This is a genomic window from Ornithinimicrobium sp. CNJ-824, assembly GCF_001942405.1.
Taxonomy (GTDB): domain Bacteria; phylum Actinomycetota; class Actinomycetes; order Actinomycetales; family Dermatophilaceae; genus Ornithinicoccus; species Ornithinicoccus kibberensis.
Map to the genome: position 1 here is coordinate 36,576 of NZ_MKKA01000001.1, position 20,692 is coordinate 57,267.

At 73.4% G+C, this 20,692-nt stretch carries 15 protein-coding genes and 2 pseudogenes; 10 read left to right on the top strand and 7 right to left on the bottom strand.

Annotated features, from left to right (window positions below):
* The first annotated feature begins 53 nt into the window (after nucleotides 1–53).
* Nucleotides 54–943 (top strand): annotated as a pseudogene (locus BJF81_RS00160) (ABC transporter ATP-binding protein).
* A complete protein-coding gene (locus BJF81_RS00165; RefSeq protein ID WP_075956658.1) occupies nucleotides 940–2,538 on the top strand; it encodes an ABC transporter permease in 1,599 nt (532 codons plus the stop codon). Before BJF81_RS00160 ends, BJF81_RS00165 begins: the two are co-directional and overlap by 4 nt.
* Here the strand turns inward: BJF81_RS00165 and BJF81_RS00170 are convergent.
* The gene (locus BJF81_RS00170) at nucleotides 2,508–3,518 is read right to left on the bottom strand and encodes a lysylphosphatidylglycerol synthase transmembrane domain-containing protein (RefSeq protein WP_143780585.1); all 1,011 of its coding nucleotides are present in this window, start codon (nucleotides 3,516–3,518) and stop codon (nucleotides 2,508–2,510) included. The genes BJF81_RS00165 and BJF81_RS00170 overlap by 31 nt on opposite strands.
* Before the next feature lie 114 nt (nucleotides 3,519–3,632).
* Here BJF81_RS00170 and BJF81_RS00175 point away from each other — a divergent pair, with 114 nt between their 5' ends.
* Nucleotides 3,633–4,478, top strand: coding sequence for a SurA N-terminal domain-containing protein (locus BJF81_RS00175; protein ID WP_083663865.1), 846 nt, complete (start codon nucleotides 3,633–3,635; stop codon nucleotides 4,476–4,478).
* A gap of 67 nt (nucleotides 4,479–4,545) precedes the next feature.
* Here the strand turns inward: BJF81_RS00175 and BJF81_RS00180 are convergent, their stop codons facing one another.
* On the bottom strand, nucleotides 4,546–5,493 hold the full coding sequence (locus BJF81_RS00180; RefSeq protein ID WP_075956660.1) for a hydroxymethylglutaryl-CoA lyase: 948 nt from the start codon (nucleotides 5,491–5,493) through the stop codon (nucleotides 4,546–4,548).
* A gap of 41 nt (nucleotides 5,494–5,534) precedes the next feature.
* On the bottom strand, nucleotides 5,535–7,607 hold the full coding sequence (locus BJF81_RS00185; protein ID WP_075956661.1) for a glycoside hydrolase family 65 protein: 2,073 nt from the start codon (nucleotides 7,605–7,607) through the stop codon (nucleotides 5,535–5,537).
* 95 nt (nucleotides 7,608–7,702) lie between these two features.
* Between BJF81_RS00185 and BJF81_RS00190 the strand changes: the two are divergent.
* The 4 genes and pseudogenes from BJF81_RS00190 to BJF81_RS00205 all read left to right on the top strand — a co-directional run bounded on the left by BJF81_RS00190 (nucleotide 7,703) and on the right by BJF81_RS00205 (nucleotide 12,527).
* A pseudogene (locus tag BJF81_RS00190) lies at nucleotides 7,703–9,418 on the top strand (DNA repair helicase XPB).
* A gap of 46 nt (nucleotides 9,419–9,464) precedes the next feature.
* Nucleotides 9,465–10,181: an HAD family hydrolase gene (locus tag BJF81_RS00195; RefSeq protein WP_075956662.1), complete on the top strand. Its 717-nt coding sequence runs from the start codon at nucleotides 9,465–9,467 to the stop codon at nucleotides 10,179–10,181.
* An 86-nt stretch (nucleotides 10,182–10,267) separates the two neighbouring features.
* Nucleotides 10,268–10,981 carry a response regulator transcription factor gene (locus tag BJF81_RS00200; RefSeq protein WP_075956663.1) on the top strand — a complete coding sequence of 238 codons (714 nt, stop codon included), beginning with the start codon at nucleotides 10,268–10,270 and terminating at the stop codon, nucleotides 10,979–10,981.
* Nucleotides 10,982–10,991: 10 nt separating this feature from the next.
* The gene (locus BJF81_RS00205; RefSeq protein WP_075956664.1) at nucleotides 10,992–12,527 is read left to right on the top strand and encodes a sensor histidine kinase; all 1,536 of its coding nucleotides are present in this window, start codon (nucleotides 10,992–10,994) and stop codon (nucleotides 12,525–12,527) included.
* A gap of 52 nt (nucleotides 12,528–12,579) precedes the next feature.
* Here the strand turns inward: BJF81_RS00205 and ehuA are convergent, their stop codons facing one another.
* Genes ehuA through BJF81_RS00225 form a run of 4 tightly spaced genes read right to left on the bottom strand, consistent with a single transcriptional unit; the run spans nucleotide 12,580 to nucleotide 15,753 of the window.
* On the bottom strand, nucleotides 12,580–13,395 hold the full coding sequence (gene ehuA, locus BJF81_RS00210; RefSeq protein WP_075956665.1) for an ectoine/hydroxyectoine ABC transporter ATP-binding protein EhuA: 816 nt from the start codon (nucleotides 13,393–13,395) through the stop codon (nucleotides 12,580–12,582).
* Nucleotides 13,385–14,023, bottom strand: a complete 639-nt coding sequence (locus tag BJF81_RS00215) for an amino acid ABC transporter permease (protein ID WP_075956666.1) — start codon at nucleotides 14,021–14,023, stop codon at nucleotides 13,385–13,387. Before BJF81_RS00215 ends, ehuA begins: the two co-directional genes overlap by 11 nt.
* Nucleotides 14,024–14,029: 6 nt before the next feature.
* Nucleotides 14,030–14,779, bottom strand: a complete 750-nt coding sequence (locus tag BJF81_RS00220) for an amino acid ABC transporter permease (RefSeq protein WP_075956667.1) — start codon at nucleotides 14,777–14,779, stop codon at nucleotides 14,030–14,032.
* 11 nt (nucleotides 14,780–14,790) lie between these two features.
* Nucleotides 14,791–15,753 carry a transporter substrate-binding domain-containing protein gene (locus BJF81_RS00225; RefSeq protein ID WP_075956668.1) on the bottom strand — a complete coding sequence of 321 codons (963 nt, stop codon included), beginning with the start codon at nucleotides 15,751–15,753 and terminating at the stop codon, nucleotides 14,791–14,793.
* Nucleotides 15,754–16,075: 322 nt separating this feature from the next.
* Between BJF81_RS00225 and BJF81_RS00230 the strand changes: the two genes are divergently transcribed.
* The 3 genes from BJF81_RS00230 (at nucleotide 16,076) to BJF81_RS00240 (ending at nucleotide 20,677) form a co-directional block, all read left to right on the top strand.
* Nucleotides 16,076–17,311 carry a S1C family serine protease gene (locus BJF81_RS00230; RefSeq protein WP_237769924.1) on the top strand — a complete coding sequence of 412 codons (1,236 nt, stop codon included), beginning with the start codon at nucleotides 16,076–16,078 and terminating at the stop codon, nucleotides 17,309–17,311.
* Nucleotides 17,312–17,410: 99 nt separating this feature from the next.
* Entirely contained in the window at nucleotides 17,411–19,351 is a 1,941-nt protein-coding gene (locus tag BJF81_RS00235; protein ID WP_237769925.1) for a BCCT family transporter, read from the top strand.
* A gap of 57 nt (nucleotides 19,352–19,408) precedes the next feature.
* Nucleotides 19,409–20,677, top strand: coding sequence for an NAD-dependent epimerase/dehydratase family protein (locus BJF81_RS00240; RefSeq protein ID WP_075956669.1), 1,269 nt, complete (start codon nucleotides 19,409–19,411; stop codon nucleotides 20,675–20,677).
* Nucleotides 20,678–20,692: the final 15 nt, after the last annotated feature.

Sequence of the window (20,692 nt, forward strand, 5' to 3'; positions counted from 1 at the left end):
GCGTCGGCGCCGCTCCCCGGACCCCTGGTCGGTCCGGGCGTAGATTGCCGGGCATGGACCCGATCGAGATCCGCGACCTGACCAAGCGGTTCGGGAGCACGGTCGCCCTCGACGGCCTGACGATGTCCGTGGCCCAGGGGGAGGTGCACGGGTTCCTCGGGCCCAACGGCTCGGGGAAGTCGACGACGCTGCGCGTCCTGCTCGGCCTCCTGCGGGCGGACGGCGGCTCGGCGCGGCTGCTCGGGGGCGACCCTGGGCCGACGCCGCGCAGCTGCACCGGCGGCTGGCCTACGTCCCCGGGGACGTGGCGCTGTGGCCGGGGCTCACGGGCGGCGAGGTCATCGACCTCCTCGGCCGGCTGCGGGGCGGCATCGACCCGCGCCGCCGGGACGAGCTGCTCGAGCGGTTCGACCTCGACCCGCGGCGACGGGGCTCGACCTACTCCAAGGGCAACCGGCAGAAGGTCGCCCTCGTGGCCGCCCTGGCCTCGGACGTCGAGCTGCTGCTCCTCGACGAGCCGACCTCCGGCCTGGACCCGCTCATGGAGGCGCAGTTCCGTGAGGTCGTCGGCCGGTGGCGGGGCGACGGACGGACCGTGCTGCTCTCCAGCCACATCCTCTCCGAGGTGGAGCACCTCTGCGACCGGGTCTCGATCATCCGCACCGGCCGGGTCGTGGAGAGCGGCACGCTGGCGCAGCTGCGCCACCTGACCCGCACCCAGGTGGAGGTCGAGCTCGGCGGCCCCGTGCCGCAGGAGCTGTGCACGGCCCCGGGGGTCCACGACGCGGTCGTCGACGGGCACCGGCTGTCCTGCCAGGTGGACGACACGGCCCTGGGCGACCTGCTGGCCCGGCTGACGCCCCTGGGGGTGCGCAGCCTGCGCTCGTCGCCGCCCACCCTGGAGCAGCTCTTCCTGCGGCACTACGACGGTCCTGGGCGATGACCGGCACCCGGGTCCTCGTCGCGCTGGCGCTGCGGCGCAACCGGTGGTTCCACCTGGCCTGGATCCTCGGCCTGGCGGCGCTCGCCCCGGCCACCGCCGCCGCCTACGAGACGATCGTCGGCGGCCTCGCGGGGGCCGGAGCCCTGGACGTGATGGCCGCCAACCCCACCATGCGGGCGATGCTCGGTCCGCCCTACGACCTGACCACGCCCGGGGGCTTCACCGTCTGGCGCGTGGGCACGTTCCTGGCCACCCTGGCCGGCCTCATGGCCGTCCTCGGCGTGGTGCGGGTCACCCGGGCCGACGAGGAGGAGGGCCGCACCGAACTGCTGCGCTCCGGCGTCGTCGACCGGTCCGCCCCGCTGACGGCCGCCGTGGTCGTGGGGCTGGCCGCCGTGGCCGTCCTGGGGCTGCTGGTCGCCGCGGGCATGGTCGGCGTCGGCGAGCCGGTGGCCGGCTCGGGGGCGTTCGGCGCGGGCACGGCCCTCTCCGGCGCGGTCTTCGTGGGCGTGGGGGCCGTCGCCGCCCAGCTGACGGCGAGCGCCCGAGCCGCCCGGGGCCTGGGCCTGGCCGTCCTCGCGGCGGCCTACCTGCTGCGGGCGGTCGCCGACGCGGCGACGGACGGCTCGACGGCGCAGCTCCTGCGCTGGGCCTCGCCCGTGGAGTGGATGGCGCTGGCCCGCCCCTACGCGGACGAGCGCTGGGGGGTCCTCCTCCTGCCCCTGCTGCTCACGGCCGCGCTCGTGGCGGGCGCGTTCGCCCTCGAGGCGCGGAGGGACCACGGCTCGGGGGTGTATGCCGTGCGCCCCGGCCCGGCCCGGGCGGCCCGGGGCCTGCGGTCGCCGATCGCGCTCGCCTGGCGGCTGCACCGCCCGGGTGTCGCCGGCTGGCTCGTGGGACTGTCGGTCTTCGCCCTGGGGATGGGGTCGCTGACGGGCAGCTTCGGGCGGATGATCGCCGACCTGCCGCAGTTCGAGATGGTGCTGCGACGGATGGGCGGCGGCGCCGAGCAGCTCGTGGACGCGTTCTACGTGGCGATGCTGGGCCTGGTCGCGATCCTGGTCGCCGTCCTGGTGGTCCAGGTCTGGCAACGGCTGGCCGTGGAGGAACGGCGGGGCCACGCCGAGCTCGTGCTCTCCACCGCCGTCCCGCGGACCCGTCTGGCGCTGGCTCACCTGCTGGTCGCCGTCGTGGTCGGCGTGGGCGCCGCCGCGCTCTTCGGCGCGCTCCTGGGCCTCCCGTACGCGCTGGAGACCGGCAGCGGCGACGTCGTCGCCCGGACCACCGGGGCCTCGCTCGTCCTGACGCCCGGTGCCCTGCTCGTCCTCGGGATCGCGGTCGCGCTGCACGGCTGGGTCCCCCGGCTGGGGTGGCTGGTCTGGGTGGTCGTCGGGTGGTCGCTGTTCATGGTCTGGGTGGGCACGGTGCTGGGGCTGCCGGAGTGGCTGACCCGGCTGTCCCCGTGGGAGCCGCTGCCGGCGCTGCCGGTGGAGGAGATGGCCTGGACGCCGGTCGCGGCGGTCGTCCTCGTCGCGCTCGGCCTGATGGGGACGGGGCTCGCCGGCTACCGGCGGCGCGACCTGGGGGTCGGCTGAGCCGGCCACCACCGCTGGACGAGCATGGCGCCGCCCGCCGCGAGGAGGTCGGCCAGGGTGAGGAGTACCCGGGACAGGAGGACCACCACGAGGACGGCTCCCGCGTCGAGCACCGGGGCCAGCACGAGCGCCAGCACCGCCTCGCGGGCCCCCACGCCGGCCGGCAGGAACACCAGGGCCGTCCCCACGAGCCAGGCCAGGGCGTAGCCGCCCAGGGAGGTCCGCAGCAGCGGGACGCCGGGCTGCGCCCCGACGGCGACCGCCAGCACGAGGACCTGCAGGCCGATCGCCACCCACGAGGCCAGCGACCACGCCGACCCCGCCGCGACCGACCCCGCGTCGGGGCGCCGTCGCGCCGGGGCCTGCCCGGTGACCCGCAGGGCCAGCTCGAGCACCCTGCCGAGCACCGGGGGGAGCACCAGGAGCAGCACGACGGGGGCGAGCAGCACCAGCCACCCGTGCGGCTCCAGCGGGGTCCCCCCGACCCCCGGCAGGGTCACCAGCACCAGGGCAGCGCCGACGACCGCCGACAGGAGCACCCCCACCAGCAGGGTGCCCACCGTCAGCCGGCGCCCGACACCGCGGTCGCGACCCAGCTCGGCGGAGGCCAGCAGGTTCCACACCGAGCCGGGCAGGTACTTGCCGACCTGCCCCACGAGATAGACGACCGCCGCGTCCCGCACCCCCAGCGGGACCCCGAGCCCGCCGGCGACGGCCCGCCACGACAGCGCGGCGAAGAGGACGTTGAGCACCGACAGTCCCAGGGCGAGGACGACGAAGGACCAGGACACCTGGTCGAGCGCCCGCCCGGCCGCCTCCCGCTCGACGACGAGCGCCAGCACCGCGGCGGCGACCGCGGCCAGCAGGAACCCGCGACGGGCCCAGGGCGAGCGCAGGAGGTCCAGGGCACGGAGCACGCGGGCGCGCCCACGCCCGTGCTCCGCGGGGCCCCCGGTCCGCAGCTCGCCCGGACCGCTCATGGTCGGGAAGCGTATCGGCCCGGCCGGGCGTCCGGCCGCACCCACGACGTCGCTGCACAGCGGCTGGACGGGACCTGGGAGGCATACCCAGGTGGGCCGCCTAGCGTCCGGCGGATGCGACGCACACGGACGACCCCGACCGGACCTGGCCGCACGACGAACGGCGGGATGGTCGGTGCCCTCGCCCTGGCGGCCGCGCTCACCCTCGGGGCCTGCTCGGCCCAGGAGGGCCCGGAGGGGGCCGGCCCGGGGGTGGACGCCGCCACGGCTACGGCGGGCGACGGCGCGACGGGGACGGCCGAGGACGGGTCGTCGGTGGACGCGGCGGGCACCACGGTCGACCCCGACGAGCTGCCCGACCCCGTGGCGGAGGTGGAGGGCGAGGAGATCAGCCGCGCCGACTTCGTCGAGGTCTTCGAGCAGCAGCGCGACGCCGCCCGGCAGCAGGCCGAGGCCGCCGGCTCCCCGGTCGACGAGGCCGCCCTGCGCGACGGCGTGCTCGAGTCGCTCGTGGCCAGCGAGCTGCTCCGCCAGGAGGGCGAGCGGCTGGGCCTGGAGGCCGACGCCGAGGAGGTGGACGCCGAGCTGGCCTCGCTGGCCGAGCAGAACGGCCTGGGGTCCGCCGACGAGCTGGTCGCCGCCCTCGGCGAGCAGGGGCTGCCCGAGGAGCAGGTGCGCGAGGAGATGGGCCGGCTGCTGCTCATCGAGGAGATCGTCGCCGAGCGCGGCGGCGTCGAGCCGCCGACGGAGCAGGAGCTGCAGGACTACTACGCCGAGCTGACCGAGGGGATGGACGGCGCGGCAGCCACCGACGGGGCCGACGGGGCCGAGGGGGTACCGCCCTTCGAGGACGTCCGCGACGTGCTCGAGCAGCAGCTCACCGAGCAGCGGGAGAACGAGGCCCTCACCACGATCCTGGACGAGCTGGAGGCGGACGCCGAGATCACCCGCCACCTCTGAGCACCCGGACCGGCAGCTCCACGCGCCCCGGCGGCGCCTGCCGGCGACCGCCCCCTGGCGGGGCCGGTCAGCTGCCGGCGAGCGCCCGCACGACCCGCGAGGGGGCCGGGCGCCCCAGCTGCTCGGCCATCCAGGTGCTCGTGGACACGAGGGCGTCCAGGTCCACGCCGGTCTCCACGCCCATCCCGTCGAGGGCCCAGACGAGGTCCTCGGTGGCCAGGTTGCCGGTCGCCGAGCGGGCGTAGGGGCACCCGCCCAGCCCCCCGGTCGCCGCGTCGACCACCCGCACCCCGTGCTGCAGCGCCGTGAGGGTGTTGGCCAGCGCCTGGCCGTAGGTGTCGTGGAAGTGCACCGCGACCTGGTCCGGCCCGATCCCGGCGTCGTCCAGGGCGGTGACCAGCCGCACGACGTGACCGGGGGTGCCCACGCCGATCGTGTCGCCGATCGAGAGCTGGTCGCAGCCCAGGTCCATGAGGTGGGAGCACACGTCCACGACCTGGGCGACGGGCACCGGCCCCTCCCACGGGTCGCCGAAGCACATGGACACGTAGGCCCGCACCCAGGCACCGCCGTCCAGGGCCCGCCGCACCACCGGGGCGAACATCTCCAGCGACTCCCCGACCGAGCGGTTGAGGTTCTTGCGGGCGAAGGTCTCGGTGGCGCTGGCGAACACGGCCACGGCGTTCACCCCCTTGTCCAGGGCCCGGTCCAGACCCCGCTCGTTGGGCACGAGGACCGGGCGCTGCCGGCCGGTGCCCAGGGGGCCGAGCAGGTCCAGCAGCTCCTCGGCGTCGCCGAGCTGCGGCACCCACCGCTGGGGGACGAAGCTGGTCAGCTCGACGGTGTCCAGCCCCGCGTCCAGGAGCCGCCGGACGAACTCCGCCTTGACCTGCACCGGCACCGCGGTCGGCTCGTTCTGCAGCCCGTCGCGGGGTCCGACCTCGTAGATCGTGACCCGGTCGGGCAGCCCGGGCATGGGCACGGTCATCGGCAGCTGGCGGGACTCCGTCGTCATGGGCCCATCATCCACCAGGCCGGGGCGGACCCCCGGCGCGGTCAGCCGGCCGGCTCGCGACCGACCGGCTGCGTCGGCTCCGGCAGGAGCGGCGTGGGGGTCCGCAGCGGTGCCCGCGCCGGAGCGTCCGGCCGCACCTCCAGGGCCGCCCCGTCGACCACGACGGTCACCGGCCCCTCCCCGCGGCGCAGCGTGACCGTGGTGCCCTCGCGGGTCGTCTCGACCCGCAGCACCCGTCCCCGCCAGGTGAGGTGGAAGGCCGTGCGCTCCAACGCCTGCGGCAGCACGGGCGAGAGATCGAGCTCCTGCCGGTCCTCCCGCAGCCCGCCGAGGCCGGCCGCGAGCGCGAGCCAGGACCCGCCGACGGCCGCCAGGTGCAGCCCGTCGTCGGTGTCGCCCTGGACGTCCTTCAGGTCCACCGTCGCCGCCTCCCGCAGGTAGCGCAGGGCCAGGTCGGGGTGACCGGCCTGGGCGCAGACGACCGCCTGGACGGCGGCCGAGAGGGAGGAGTCGCGCACGGTCCGGGCCTCGTTGTAGTCGAGGTCGCGCGCCACCTCCTCGTCGGTGAAGTCGTCGCGGCACCACCACAGCGCCTGCACGAGGTCGGCCTGCTTGAGCACCTGGCGGCGGTAGATCTTGGCGTAGTGGTGGTGCTCCTGCAGCGGGTAGCAGTCCCGGTGGTCGGCGAAGCGCCACTCGCGGTAGGTGGTGAAGTGGTCGTTCATCGGGTGCACCCCCCGCTCCTCGTCCCACGGCACGTGCACCGACGTCGCCGCGTCCCGCCAGCTGGCGACCTCCTCCGGCGTCACCGCCATCGCCGCGGCCAGCTCGTCCTGCTCCTCCGCGGCGTCGGCGGCCCACAGCAGGTTGCGGCGGGCCATGAGGTTGGTGAAGACGTTGTCGTCGACGACGCCGGTGTACTCGTCCGGCCCGGTCGTCCCGAGCAGGTGCCAGCCGCCGTCGGCGTCCCGGTGGCCCATCGAGGTCCACAGCCGGGCGGTCTCCACGAGGATCTCGAAGAGCCGCAGGTCCTCGTCGAAGGGCTCCCCGGTGACGTTGCGGTGCAGCCAGAAGGCGCGGCAGACGTCGGCGTTGACGTGCATGGCCGCGGTGCTCGCCGGCCAGTAGGGCGAGCACTCGTGCCCGTCGATCGTGCGCCAGGCGAAGGTGGCGCCCTGCAGGTCGAGGACCTGCGCCCGGTGCCGCGCCTCCTCCAGCGTGCCCGCCCGCCAGCGCAGCAGCCGTCGGGCGACGTCCGGGCGCAGCAGGCTCAGCGCCGGCACCACGAACCCCTCGATGTCCCAGAACGTGTGCCCGTCGTAGCCCAGCCCGGTCAGCCCCTTGGCCCCGACGGGGGCGTCGCTGGTCAGCGCCGCCGAGCAGAAGAGCTGGAACAGGCAGTAGCGCAGGGCCTGCTGCAGGTGCGGGTCGCCGTCCACCTCGACGTCGGCCGTCTCCCAGAGGTCGTCGAGTACCTCCCGCTGCGCCTGCTCCAGGCCCGTCCACCCGCGGTCCAGCCCCGAGGCGACCGCCGCCTCGGCCAGGTCCAGCACGTCGTCCGGGTCGCCCTCGTGGACCCAGGCGTGGCCGAGCACCTTGGTCAGGACCAGCTCCTCCCCCGCCTCGAGGTATGCCGTCACGCCCGTGCGCACCGTGTGGTCGCGGGCCTCGGTGGTCACCTCGCCCGCCCCGTCGACGAGGTGCTCCACGGCGGCACCGACGACCATCCCGGAGGACCGCGTGCGGCCCACCATGGTGCCGCCGGCGTCCCCGCACCGCTGGCGGACCACCTCAAACGGCTCGGCGAGCGCCTTCCCGACCCGGGGGTCGCCCTTGGTGACCGAGGGCCGGTCGACCAGCCCGGCGAGGTCGGACCGCAGGACGAGGTGCACGGGTCCGTCGACGGCGCGCACGGCATACCGGATCGCGCTCACGGACCGCTCGGCCAGGGAGACCAGCCGTCGGGACCTCACCTGCAGGGTCGTGCCCGAGGGCAGGGCCCACTCGACGCGGCGGTCCAGGGTGCCGGCGCGCAGGTCGAGGGTAAGGGAGTGGTGCCGGGGACGGACGCTCCCCACGTCCATCGCCGTGCCGTCGGCGACCAGCCGGACCACGGTGCCGGCCGCGACTTCGCCGACAACGGCACCCGTGGGGGCCCGGCCGACGCCCGGGTGGAATGTCCGCACCCCGTCCCGCCGTTGTCCCCACGATGAACGGCCCCCTGATCGTCCAGTCCGACAAGACCCTCCTCCTCGAGGTCGACCACCCCGACGCGGAGGCGGCCCGTCGTGACATCGCGCCGTTCGCCGAGCTGGAGCGGGCGCCCGAGCACGTGCACACCTACCGGGTCACCCCCCTGGGCCTGTGGAACGCGCGGGCCGCCGGGCACGACGCCGAGCAGGTGGTGCACGCCCTGCTGACCCACAGCCGCTACCCCGTGCCCCAGCCGCTGCTCGTCGACGTCGCCGACACCATGGCCCGCTACGGCAGGCTGACCCTGCTCAAGGAGCCCGTCGACGGGGAGGACGACCCGCAGACCGGCCTGCCGCCGACCCGGCTCGTGCTGCGCACCACCGACCGGGCCGTGCTCACCGAGGTGCTGCGCCACAAGCGGATCAAGCCCCTCGTCGGCGAGCGCGTGGACGAGGACACCGTCGTCGTGCACGCCTCCGAGCGGGGCCACCTCAAGCAGGAGCTGCTCAAGGTCGGCTGGCCGGCGGAGGACCTCGCCGGCTACGTCGACGGCGAGGCGCACCCGATCGAGCTGGCCACGCAGGCGTCGACGACGGGCACGGCGGCCGGACCCCGGCCTGGTCCCTGCGCCCCTACCAGCAGCAGGCGGTCGACGGCTTCTGGGACGGCGGGTCCGGCGTCGTCGTGCTGCCCTGCGGCGCCGGCAAGACCCTCGTCGGGGCCGGTGCGATGGCCCGCTCGCAGACCACCACCCTGATCCTGGTCACCAACACCGTCTCGGCCCGCCAGTGGCGCGAGGAGCTGCTGCGCCGCACCAGCCTCACCGAGGACGAGATCGGCGAGTACTCCGCGCCCGCAAGGAGATCCGGCCGGTGACGATCGCCACCTACCAGGTGCTCACCACCAAGCGCAAGGGTGTCTTCCCCCACCTGGACCTGCTCGCGCCCGCGACTGGGGCCTGGTCGTCTACGACGAGGTGCACCTGCTGCCCGCCCCGATCTTCCGGATGACCGCCGACCTGCAGGCCCGTCGCCGGCTCGGCCTGACCGCCACCCTGGTGCGGGAGGACGGCCGCGAGTCCGACGTGTTCTCCCTCATCGGCCCCAAGCGCTACGACGCCCCGTGGAAGGACATCGAGGCCCAGGGGTGGATCGCCCCCGCCGACTGCGTCGAGGTGCGGGTCTCCCTGCCGGAGTCGATGCGGATGGCCTACGCCGTGGCCGAGCCGGACGAGCGCTACCGCTTCGCCGCCTGCGCGCCGGCCAAGGACGCGGTCGTCGAGACGCTCGTGGAGCGGCACCGGGGCGAGCCCACGCTGGTCATCGGCCAGTACCTCGTCCAGCTCGAGCAGCTGGCCGACCGGCTGGACGCGCCGCTCATCACCGGGGAGACGACGGTGACCCGCCGCCAGGAGCTCTTCCGCCAGTTCCGCGAGGGCGAGATCGACCTGCTCGTCGTGAGCAAGGTGGCCAACTTCTCCATCGACCTGCCCGAGGCGTCCGTGGCCATCCAGGTCTCGGGCACCTTCGGCTCCCGGCAGGAGGAGGCCCAGCGGCTCGGGCGGGTGCTGCGGCCCAAGGGCGACGGCCGGACCGCGCACTTCTACACCACGGTGGCCCGGGACACGGTGGACGCGGAGTTCGCGGCCCACCGCCAGCGCTTCCTCGCCGAGCAGGGCTACGCCTACCGGATCGTGGACGCCGACGACCTGGAGACCCTCGACCGCGCCTGACCCCTCCAGGGTGACGCGGGACGGCATACCGGGGTGGAATGGGGGCATGGCTCCCCACGACACCGTCCTGCTCGACGTCGACGGCACCCTCGCCGACACCACCTACCACCACGCGCTGGCGTGGGCCCGCGCCTTCGCCGCGCACGACCTCCACCCCCCCGCTGTGCAGGTGCACCGGGCCATCGGGATGGGCGGCGACAAGCTCGTGGCCGCCGTCGCCGGCGACGACGTGGAGGAGCAGCACGGCGAGGCCCTGCGGGAGCGGTGGGAGGAGGAGTACGACCGGCTCCTGCCCGAGATCGTGCTCCTGCCCGGCGCCCGCGACCTGGTGCTGCTGCTGGCGGACCGGGGCGTGCGGGTGGCGCTGGCCTCCTCCGGCAAGGCCCGCTTCACCGACCACGTCGTGGGCCTGCTCGACCTGCCCGGCGGCACCCTCGCCGCCACGACCAGCTCCGACGACGCCGAGCACTCCAAGCCCGCCCCGGACATCCTCGCCAGCGCGCTCGAGGCGGCGGGCGGCTCCTCGGCCCTCGTCGTCGGCGACACCACCTACGACGTCACCGCCGCCGCCCGGATGGACGCCCCGTGCGTCGCGCTGCTGTCCGGGGGCTTCGGCCGGGTCGAACTCGAGGACGCCGGCGCGGTGCACGTGGCCGGCACCCCCGCCGAGCTGCTCGAGGCCGACTGGGCCGGGCTGCTGTCGGCCGAGCCGGCACCGGCCGCGCGGGAGGACCGCACGCCCCTGGACCGCAGCGCCGGCTGAGCCGGACGGGTCCCGACCGACCGCCCGGGACGCGGCTCCCAGCCTGCTCCCAGACGACTCCCAGCGGGAAGGAGGACGATGGGGCCATGAGCGCGTCGACCCAGGAGCCGGAGGCCACCCTGCTGGTGGTCGAGGACGAGACGAACATCCGCGAGCTGCTCACCACGAGCCTGCGCTTCGCCGGCTTCGAGGTGCACGCGGCCCCCGACGGACGGACCGCCCTGCAGCTGGCCGGGGAGCACGAGATCGACCTGGCCGTGCTCGACATCATGCTGCCCGACATGGACGGGTTCAGCGTCACCCGGACGCTGCGCGAGCGCGGCGCCGACCTGCCGATCGTCTTCCTCACGGCGCGCGACTCCCTCGACGACAAGATCAAGGGCCTGACCGTCGGCGGCGACGACTACGTCACCAAGCCGTTCAGCCTCGAGGAGGTCGTGGCCCGCATCCGGGCCGTCCTGCGGCGCACCCGGCTGGTCGACCCCGACGACGACCACGTGCTGCGCGTGGCCGACCTGGAGCTGGACGAGGACAGCCACGAGGTCCGCCGCGCGGGGAAGGTCATCGAGGTCTCCCCCACCGAGTTCAAGCTGCTGCGCTACCTCATGCTCAACCCGGGCCGGGTGCTGTCCAAGAGCCAGATCCTGGACCACGTGTGGGACTACGACTTCCGTGGCGAGATGAACATCGTGGAGTCCTACATCTCCTACCTGCGTCGCAAGATCGACGTCGTCGGCGAGCCGCTGATCCACACCAAGCGGGGCGTGGGCTACGTGCTGCGCGCGCCCCGCCCGGCCTGAGGTCCGGGCGGTGGTCGGCCGGCTGAAGGGGTGGACCTACCAGCGGCTGCACGGCCTGTCGCTGACCCACCGGCTCGTCGCGGTGGTGGTGCTGCTCGTGCTGGCCGCCTACGTCCTCACCACGTCGGTGTCCCTGATGATGCTGCGCGGCTACCTCGTGGACCGGGCCGACGCCGACCTGGGCGCCTACATCGAGCCGCTGGCCCAGCGGACCTACAGCCAGATCGTCGAGGAGGCCACCGGCGAGCAGGTGGGCCTGGAGCAGCAGACGTTCGTGCCGCCCAACCCCTACGTGGTCGTCTTCACCCCGGCCGACCCGGACGCCCCCGCGCAGACCCGGGTCTTCCAGCCGCGCCGTCTCGAGGTGAGCATGCCCGCGCTGGACCGGGTCGACGTGGACGACTCCCGGCTCGGCGAGCACTTCACCGTCCGGGGCGAGGACGGGGTCGGGTCCTGGCGGGTGCTGGCCGCCCAGCTGACCGACGGGCAGGGCCGCACCGGGGGGACGATCGCGGTGGCGCTGCCGCTGACGAGCGTGGAGAGCACCGTGCGGCAGCTGGCCTGGCTGACCGCGGTCATCGGGCTGACCACCCTGGTCCTCGTCGGGGTGCTGGGGTGGTTCGCCGTGCGCCGGGCCTTCCGTCCGCTGACCCGGATCGAGGACACCGCGGCCGCCATCGCGGCCGGGGACCTCACCCGCCGGATCCCCCCGCGCGGCACGAACGACGAGGTCGGCTCGCTGGCCGACTCGCTCAACCGGATGCTGGCCCAGATCGAGCACTCGTTCGCGGTCCGGCAGGGGTCCGAGCGCCGGATGCGCGACTTCGTGGCGGACGCCTCGCACGAGCTGCGCACGCCGCTGGCCACGGTCAAGGGGTATGCCGAGCTGTTCCGGGTCGGTGCGGTGCCGCCGAGCGAGGTCCCGGGGGCGATGCGGCGGATCGAGGACGAGGCCACCCGGATGTCCCGCCTCGTCGAGGACCTGCTCACCCTGACCCGGCTGGACTCCGAGCCGCCGATGTCGCCCACGCGGGTCGACCTGACCGTGCTCGCCTCCGACACCGTTCAGGACGCCCGCGTCCGGACGCCGGACCGGACGGTGCGGCTGGTGGCCCTGGAGGACGCGGAGCGCTCCGCCCCCTGCGTCGTCGTGGGCGAGGACGGGGCGCTGCGCCAGGTGCTGACCAACCTGGTGGCCAACGCCTTGACCCACACCCCCGCCGGCACGCCGGTCGAGGTCGCCGTGGGGCGGGTGGACGGCACGGTGGCCGTGGAGGTCCGCGACCACGGGAACGGCCTCGACGACGACGCGTCGCAGCGGGCCTTCGAGCGCTTCTACCGGGCCGACCGCTCCCGCAGCCGGGCCTCGGGCGGGACCGGGCTGGGCCTGGCGATCGTGGCCGCCATCGTGGCCCGCCACGGCGGGTCGGTGCGGCACCGGCCCACGCCGGGCGGCGGTGCGACCTTCCGGGTCGAGCTGCCGGCGGCCGCGCCCGACGGGGCGGACGTGCCGGAGCCCGTCGACGAGGTGTCGACGGGCTCCTGAGCCGGCCGGGCCGACGCGCAGGGGGCCCGGCCTGCCGGCCGGCCCCGGCTGGTCAGACGACGGCCTCGAGGAACTTCTGGGTCCGTTCGTGCTGCGGGTTGGAGAAGAGCTGCTCGGGCGGCGCCTCCTCGAGCACGCGCCCGCCGTCGAACATCATCACCCGGTTGGACACGTCGCGCGCGAACTGCATCTCGTGGGTGACGATGAGCATGGTGATGTCGGTGCTGGCGGCCACGTCCTTGAGCACGTTGAGGACGTCGCCCACCAGCTCGGGGTCGAGGGCGGAGGTGACCTCGTCGAGCAGGAGGATCTCCGGGTCCATCGCCAGCGCCCGGGCGATCGCCACCCGCTGCTGCTGACCACCGGAGAGCTCGGTGGGATGGGCGTCGGCGCGCTCCCGCAGCCCCACCTTCTCCAGCAGCGAGAGCGCGTTCTCGGCAGCCTGCTCCCGGCTCTGGCCCAGCACGTGGACCGGCGCCTCGACGATGTTCTGCAGGACGGTCATGTTGGGGAACAGGTTGAACTGCTGGAAGACCATGCCGATGCGCTTGCGCACCTGGGCGACCTGCTTGGGCCGCAGCTCGACCCGCTTCCCGTCGCGCCGGTCGTGGGTGAGCGGGTCCCCGTCCACCCAGATGTAGCCGCCGGTGAGCGTCTCCAGGGTCATCAGCAGGCGCAGGATCGTCGTCTTGCCGGAGCCGGACGGCCCGATGAGGGTCACCCGCTCCCCGCGTCCGACGACGAAGTTGAGGTCCTCCAGGACGGTGGTCCGGCCGAACTTCTTGTGCACGTCCTCGAACCGGACCCGGGGCTCCTCCTCGGAGGTCCGGGCGTCGGTGGTGGGTCGGTGGTCCGGGTCAGTAGGCAAGTTTCTTCTCCAGCTTCTGCATGAGGACCGCGGTGGGATAGCTGGCCAGCAGGAAGAGCAGGCCGGCGAGGGTCATCGCCTCGATGTAGGAGAAGTTCTGCCCGCCGAACTCGCGCGCACGGGTGACCATCTCCGGCACCGAGATGAAGATCAGGAACGGGGTGTCCTTGAACATCGCGATGGCCCAGTTGCCCAGCGACGGCAGCGTGTTGCGGATCGCCTGCGGCAGGATGACCGCACGCCACGTCCGGGCCGGGGGCAACGACAGGGCCTTGGCGGCCTCCCACTGCCCCTTGCGGATGGACTCGATCCCGGCGCGGTAGGACTCGGCCATGTAGGTCGAGTAGTGCACCCCGAACACGAGGATGCCCACCGTCATCGGGCTCAGCTGGGTGAAGGCGTAGTAGATCACCAGCAGGTGGACCGGCAGGGGCGTCATCCGGATGAAGTCCAGGACGAACGCCAGCGGCCGGGCCAGCGCCCCGGGCAGCTCGCGCAGGGCGATCGCCCACACCAGGCCCAGCACGGCGGCCAGCAACGAGCTGGTCACGGTGACCACGAGGGTGACCTCGAGGAAGGCCATCACGAGGATGGGCAGGGCCTCCAGGAAGAGCTCGGTCTCGAACATCTCAGATCACCGCCCGTCCTGGTCGTCGGGGACGCCGCCCGCCATGACCTGGTCGGCGTCCTGCCTGGCCTTGCGCACCTCGAAGTCGCCGAGCCCGAGGCGACGCTGGGCCCGGGCCTCCAGGGCACGCAGGGCCAGCGAGACCACCCAGGCGATGACGAAGTAGATGAGCAGCGCCGCCAGGAAGGCCGGCCAGGTGCCGACCTCGCGGCGCACCTGCTCGGACTCGAAGGTGAGGTCGTTGAGCAGGACCAGCCCGACGACGGCGGTGCCCTTGACGAGCATGACCATGAGGTTGTTGAACCCCGGGAGCATCAGGGCCCAGGCCTGCGGCCAGATGATCCGGCGCATCTTGGTGGCCCAGGGCATCGACAGGGCCGTGGCGGTCTCCCACTGCCCCGCCGGGACGGCGTTGAGCGAGCCCCGGACCACCTCGGCCCCGTAGGCGCCGTAGTTCAGCCCCAGGGCCAGGATGGCCGTCCACGTGCCGCCCAGGCTGCCGAGGCCGGTCAGGTTGGGCAGGACGTAGAAGAGGAAGAACAGCTGGACCACGAGCGAGGTGCCGCGGAAGAACTCCACGACCACCCGCGCGACGACCCGCAGCCACCGGGGCCCCTGGTGCATCGCCACGCCGAGCACGACGGCGACGATCACCATCAGCACGGCCCCGCCGAGGAAGGACAGAAGAGTGTCGCGCAGACCCTCTCCCAGCAGTCTCGGCAGGGCCGTGCCGAGGTCCGAGAAGAACTCGGTCACGGACCGACGACTCAGCCGTCGGCCTGGTCGGCAGCCTCGTTCGCGGCCTCCAGGTCACCGTCGCAGAGCATCTGGGCGGTCAGGCCCTCCGGGGGACGCTCGGCGTCGGTGAAGCCGAACTCGCCGACGACCTCCTCGAAGCGGTCCGCGTCGCCGACGACCGTGGCCAGCTCCTCGTTGTAGGCCTCGAGCAGCTCGGTGTCCTCCGGGCGGAAGACCGTCGAGCCCGCGCTGATCTGCTTGACGCCGTCGACCTCGGCGACGAACCCTCCGACCGTCTCCACCCCGGCGTCGGGGTTCTCCTCGACCATCGTCGAGAGCGTGATGTTGGTCAGCGAGAACGCGTCCGCGCGGCCGCTGGACACCGCGTCCATCCCGTCCTGCGCGGAGTTGACCGTCATGGTGTTCTCCAGGCCGATGTCGTCGGCGAACCCCTGCTCGATCGCCCCGGACTGGACGGCGAGCGTCAGGTCGTTGCCCTCGAAGCTGGAGAAGTCGCTCAGTCCCTCCGGGTTGCCCTCGGGCACCATGAGGGTGCTGGTGTACATGATGGTCGGCTCGGCGAAGGCGGCCCGCTCGCAGCGGTCCGGCAGGATCGACATGCCCGCGGACACCGCGTCGTACTCACCGGCGTTCAGGCCGGGGATGAGCGCGTCCCACTCGACGAGCTGGCCGTCGACCTCGTCGATGCCCATCGCGGCGAAGATCTCCCGGTCGAGGGCGATCGTGGCGCCGGTGAGCTCGCCGTCCTCCTCGTAGCTGTAGGGGATCTCCCCGGCGAAGGCCACCCTGATGGTGCCCTCCTCCTGGAGCCGCTCGAGCGTCGAGGCCTCCTCGTCGCCGCCGCCCTCGCCGCCGGTGTCGCCACCGTCGCCGCAGGCCGCCAGGCCGAGACCGGCGGCCGCCACGGCCGCGATGAGGGAGACGCGGCGGCGGGCGGGCGTGCCGCCGCTGCGGATGGTGTGCTGGGTCATGGTCGACCACGGTCCTTTCGGTTGGACGAGGCACATGCCTCCCCACCGCGCGCGAGACCGCCGCGGGGAACACGTCGCCCCGATTGGACTGACTGGTACCCCAAGACCGTGCCAGAGGCTCGTGGACCACTCAACCGCCCGACCCCGGTCCGGGGCCTCCAGGGCGTCATCGTTATCCGAAAGCAACCTCGGCGCGACCAGTTCGTGACCCACGCACCACCGGCGCTGTGGTTCTCTGCCCCCCTGGGCCGCGGCCCGGTTCCCAGCCGACGTCCAGCGGGCCCTCAGGACAGATCCACCAGGACGTGCTGCCATGGTGACCATGACGACCCCCCAGACCGACCCGGACACCACCGCCCAGCAGCCGCCGGCGTCGCCCCGTCGCCGCCGTGGCGGACGCCGGTGGGTCGACGTCCTGGCGGCCTCCCTGCTCTCGGCGGTGCTCGCCTCCGTCGGGACGTACGCCGCGGTGCAGGGCATCGACGACGACCCGACGGCGACCACCGCCGGCGCACCGGAGGCGGGGCAGGACGGCGCACCGGAGGCGGGGCAGGACTCCGTCGACGACGGTGCCGCCGACGGCACTCCCGTCTCCTTCGCCGAGGACCAGGACTGGGCCGCCGTGGCGGCCTCGGTGACCCCCGGCGTCGTCTCCATCGACGTCGTCGGACGCCAGGGCCAGGGGTCCGGCTCCGGCGTGGTGTGGGACACCCAGGGGCACGTGGTGACCAACGCCCACGTCGTGGGCGCCGCCGAGCAGGTCCAGGTGGTCCTCTCCGACGGGCGGCGCTACCCCGCCTCGGTGGTCGGCCAGGACCCCTCGAGCGACCTGGCCGTGCTGGCCCTCGAGAACGCCCCGGCGGACCTGGAGCCGGTCGCGGTCGGCGACGACGGTGCCCTGGCCGTGGGCGACCCGGTCATGGCGATCGGCAACCCTCTCGGCCTGTCCGGGACGGTCACCACCGGGATCGTCAGCGCGCTCGACCGGCCGGTCACCACCCGCGCGACCGGCACCACGCCCGGCGGCGACCCGGTGGCCACCGAGGTGGTGACCAACGCGATCCAGACCTCCGCCGCGATCAACCCGGGCAACTCCGGCGGTGCCCTCGTCAACGCCGCGGGCGAGCTCGTCGGCATCAACTCCTCGATCGCCGCGCTGCCTGCCGCGGGAGCGTCGCAGGCCGGCTCCATCGGCATCGGCTTCGCGATCCCGGCGGCCAAGGTGCAGGTCATCACCGACCAGCTCATCGCCGACGGCACCGCCGAGCACGCCTTCCTCGGGGTGGGTCTGCGCGACGGGGCGGCCGAGGCCGACGGCGCGGCCCTGACCGGGGCAGAGGTCCGCCAGGTCGAGCCCGGGTCCCCCGCCTCGGAGGCCGGCATCCAGGACGGGGACCTCGTCGTGGCCATCGACGGGGAGCAGGTGCGCTCGGCGATCGCCCTGGTGGGCCAGGTGCGCGAGCGCGCGTCCGGGGAGCAGGTCGAGCTCGAGGTGGTCCGCGACGGGGAGCGGGTCCAGGTGACCGTCACCCTGGCGACCCGCCCCGACCGGGGCTGATTCCGCAGACCGGAGCACTCTCTGTATCGTCGTCGCGGTCCTTCGACCCCCCCGACCCCGACCGGCGGCCGCAGCCTGCGCCCGCACGAGGAGACGACGATGCTCACGAGACTGCACGACGCGCTGCGACTGCGCACCAGCCCGGTGGTGTTCTTCGGGTCGGCGGGACTCATCGTCCTGTTCGTCCTGGCGACCCTGCTGCTCACCGAGCAGATGGACGCCCTGTTCGCCGGCGGCTCGGCCTGGCTGATCACCAACCTGGGCTGGTTCTACGTCCTGGGCGTCACCGTCTTCCTGCTGTTCCTGCTCTACCTGGCGGTCAGCCGGTTCGGTCAAGTCCGTCTGGGGGCGGACGACGAGCGGCCGGGGCACTCCAACCTGTCCTGGTTCGCCATGCTCTTCGCGGCAGGGATCGGGACGATCCTCATGTTCTGGGCCGTGGCCGAGCCGGTCAACCACTTCGCCAACCCGCCGCGCCAGGGCGTGGAGCCGGCGTCGATGGAGTCGGCCACCGAGGCGATGGGCTTCACGCTCTACCACTTCGGGCTGCACACCTGGACGATCTTCACCCTGCCGGCCCTGGCGTTCGGCTACTTCATGTACAAGCGCAACCTGCCGCCGCGGGTCAGCTCGATGTTCCAGCCGCTGCTCGGCGAGGGGATCCACGGTCCGGTCGGCCGGGCCATCGACATCCTGGCGATCGTCGGCACCCTGTTCGGCGTGGCCGTCTCCATCGGCCTGGGCACCATGCAGATCAACAGCGGGCTGGCCCGGCTCTTCGGCGTCTCCGAGTCCGCGCTGTCGCAGATCCTCATCATCACCGCGGTGTCGATCGTCGCCTCCGTCTCGGTGGCCCTCGGCCTGGACAAGGGCATCAAGCGGCTGTCCAACACCAACATCCTCATCGCCGTGGGCCTGCTGGTCTTCATCCTCGTGACCGGACCGACCGTGATGATGCTCAAGGGGATGGTGGAGTCGGCCGGCACCTACCTGTCGATGCTGCCCCAGCTGGCGTTCTGGAACGACACCCTGGCCGACACCGGCTGGCAGAGCGGCTGGACGGTCTTCTACTGGGCGTGGACGATCACCTGGTCGCCGTTCGTGGGCATCTTCATCGCCCGCATCTCCCGCGGCCGGACGATCCGGCAGTTCGTCTTCGGCGTGCTGGCCTTCCCCACGCTCTTCTCCGTCGTCTGGTTCGGCATCTTCGGCATGGGCGTCTTCGACATCGAGCTGAACGGGGACGGGGGGCTGGTCGAGGCCGTCGTCGACGAGGGCGACATCCCGGGGGCGATGTTCGAATTCCTCGCCAACTTCCCGCTGGCCTCGATCACCTCCGCGGTCGGCGTGCTCGTCGTCGTGCTCTTCTTCATCACCTCCATCGACTCCGCGGCCCTGGTGATGGACACGATGGGCAGCGGCCACGAGCAGGAGTCGCCGGTGCACCAGCGGGTCTTCTGGGTGGTCGCCATCGGCGTCATCGCCGCGATCCTGCTCACTGCGACCGGCGCCCAGGGACTGACCGCCCTGCAGAACACCGCGATCCTCATCGGCCTGCCGTTCTTCGTCTTCGGCTACCTGCAGATCTACTCGCTGCTGCGCGCGCTGCGCGAGGACGCCGGCGAGGTCGGCGTGCTGACCACCCGCCGCTGGCGCAAGGTGCTGCCGCCGGAGGAGTTCCAGCGTCGCTCCGAGGAGGGCACCCTGGAGGACGTGGTGGTCGTGGCCCCCGACTACGTCCACGGCACCGAGCCGGAGAACGCGCCGGAGATCGAGCACCCGGCTCAGCCCGACTACGTCGTGGAGTACCACGGCACCCTCGGGGAGGACGCCGAGCTGCACGTCGACGAGGCCCGGCCGGTCGTCGCCGAGGGCGGCACCGTCGTCGCCGAGGGCGGGACCGTCGTGGCCACCGACAGGGCCACGGTCGTGGCGGCCGACGGCGTCGAGGTCGTGCCGGCGGACGAGAACCCCGCCGTGCCCGGGCTCGACGACGCGGAGGTCCAGCCGCCGAGGGCGGGTGCCGGCGAGCCGCGTTGATACGCTCACCCCACCGCCGTGCCACGCCGCGGCGACCCTGCGACAAGGAGTGCTCACGTGAAGATCGCCGTCCTGGGCGGTGACGGGTTCTGCGGCTGGCCCGCGTCCCTGCACCTGTCCGACCTCGGCCACGACGTCCTCATCGTCGACAACCTGTCCCGGCGCCGGATCGACGAGGAGCTCGGCGCCTCCTCGCTCACCCCCATCGTCTCCCCCGAGGAGCGGCTGGCGGCCTGGCACGAGGGAGGCGGCCGGGAGATCCGGTTCGCCCAGGTGGACGTGGCCCAGGACTACGACGCCCTCCTGGACCTGCTCGTCACCGAACGGCCCGACGCCGTGGTGCACTTCGCCGAGCAGCGCGCCGCCCCCTACTCGATGAAGTCGCCGGCCCACAAGCGCTACACGGTCGACAACAACACCAACGCCACGCACAACGTGCTCTGCGCCCTCGTCGAGTCGGGCGTGGACGCCCACCTGGTGCACCTGGGCACGATGGGTGTCTACGGCTACGGCACGGCCGGGATGAAGATCCCGGAGGGCTACCTGGACGTGGAGGTCACGACCGACCAGGGCGAGCGGATCGGCCAGCAGATGCTGTACCCGACCAACCCGGGCTCGATCTACCACATGACCAAGTGCCTGGACCAGCAGCTGTTCGCCTACTACGCCAAGAACGACCGGCTGCGGATCACCGACCTGCACCAGGGCATCATCTGGGGGACGCACACCGACCAGACGCTGCGCGACGAGCGGCTGATCAACCGGTTCGACTACGACGGCGACTACGGCACGGTGCTCAACCGCTTCCTCATGCAGGCCGCCGTCGGCTACCCCCTGACCGTCCACGGCACCGGTGGCCAGACCCGGGCCTTCATCCACATCCGCGACATGGTCCGGTGCGTGGAGATCGCCCTCGACAACCCGCCCGAGAGCGGCGACCGGGTGAAGATCTTCAACCAGATGACCGAGACCCACCGGGTCCGGGACCTGGCCGAGATGGTCGCCCGGATCAGCGACGCCGCCGTCGAGCTGGTCCCCAACCCCCGGCACGAGGCGGCCGAGAACGAGCTGCACGTCAGCAACGACACCTTCCTGGACCTGGGGCTGGAGCCGACCCTCCTCGAGGAGGGCCTCCTGCTCGAGGTCGAGGACGTCGCCCGGCGCTACGCCGACCGGGCCGACCTGGACAAGATCCCCTGCACCTCGGTGTGGACGGTGGAGCAGCAGCCGGGCGTGCCCACCTCCCGGGTGCCCACCCCTCCGTCGGGGCCGGGACCGTCGCCGACCTCGAGCCCCGCGGAGGCCGCCGCCCCACAGTCCGCCTGAGCGACGGCATACCCC

Coding starts and splice junctions, on each gene's coding strand:
- BJF81_RS00180 (WP_075956660.1), bottom strand. CDS start 5,493: ATGACGACGGAGTCCCGCCAGCTGCCGATGACCGTGCCCATGCCCGGG.
- BJF81_RS00230 (WP_237769924.1), top strand. CDS start 16,076: ATGACGACCCCCCAGACCGACCCGGACACCACCGCCCAGCAGCCGCCG.
- BJF81_RS00165 (WP_075956658.1), top strand. CDS start 940: ATGACCGGCACCCGGGTCCTCGTCGCGCTGGCGCTGCGGCGCAACCGG.
- BJF81_RS00215 (WP_075956666.1), bottom strand. CDS start 14,023: ATGTTCGAGACCGAGCTCTTCCTGGAGGCCCTGCCCATCCTCGTGATG.
- BJF81_RS00170 (WP_143780585.1), bottom strand. CDS start 3,518: ATGAGCGGTCCGGGCGAGCTGCGGACCGGGGGCCCCGCGGAGCACGGG.
- BJF81_RS00200 (WP_075956663.1), top strand. CDS start 10,268: ATGAGCGCGTCGACCCAGGAGCCGGAGGCCACCCTGCTGGTGGTCGAG.
- BJF81_RS00195 (WP_075956662.1), top strand. CDS start 9,465: ATGGCTCCCCACGACACCGTCCTGCTCGACGTCGACGGCACCCTCGCC.
- BJF81_RS00235 (WP_237769925.1), top strand. CDS start 17,411: ATGCTCACGAGACTGCACGACGCGCTGCGACTGCGCACCAGCCCGGTG.
- BJF81_RS00175 (WP_083663865.1), top strand. CDS start 3,633: ATGCGACGCACACGGACGACCCCGACCGGACCTGGCCGCACGACGAAC.
- BJF81_RS00225 (WP_075956668.1), bottom strand. CDS start 15,753: ATGACCCAGCACACCATCCGCAGCGGCGGCACGCCCGCCCGCCGCCGC.